This window comes from Geofilum rhodophaeum, from assembly GCF_002210225.1.
GTDB lineage: Bacteria > Bacteroidota > Bacteroidia > Bacteroidales > Marinilabiliaceae > Geofilum > Geofilum rhodophaeum.
The window spans coordinates 1-459 of sequence record NZ_MWUJ01000079.1 but is presented as its reverse complement, the minus strand read 5'-3'; the positions used below and the strand labels follow the sequence as shown (position 1 = coordinate 459).

The 459-nt window shown below is 46.4% G+C and carries 1 protein-coding gene; it reads left to right on the top strand.

Translation table 11 applies throughout. The features are described from left to right. Window positions 1–407: DUF5074 domain-containing protein (locus B4W65_RS17140; RefSeq protein WP_240509597.1), on the top strand; the 407-nt coding region annotated here is incomplete at its 5' end. Window positions 408–459: the final 52 nt, after the last annotated feature.

The window sequence follows — 459 nt, the reverse complement described above, 5'->3', positions numbered from 1 at the left end:
CGGACAGAGTTAATTTTACACTCCCGCATGAAGCCCCGGGATTGATACGGATTGACGCGGAAACCCGAAAAGTAGAGCACATATTTGAATTTGAATTGGGAGACTGGCCCTCTGAACTGGCCATTAATGGAAGCAGAGACACCCTGTACTTTATCAACAGGCACATTTACCGTCATCCGGTTAATTCAGAAGCTGCACCAGAGAAATTCTACAACAGTCCCTACGAAGGCACCTATTCAGGAGGCTTCTACGGCTTAACCGTGGACCCGTTAACCTCAGAAATCTACATTGCCGATGCAATTGATTATATTCAAAGAGGAATCGTTTACCGCCTCCTGCCGGATGCAACACCTGTGGACACATTTAAAGTAGGCATAATCCCTGGGGCCTTTTGCTTCAAACCCTAATCACTTTCTCCACCCAACAACTTAACAACAACTTAACCCTTCCCTAAAGGGG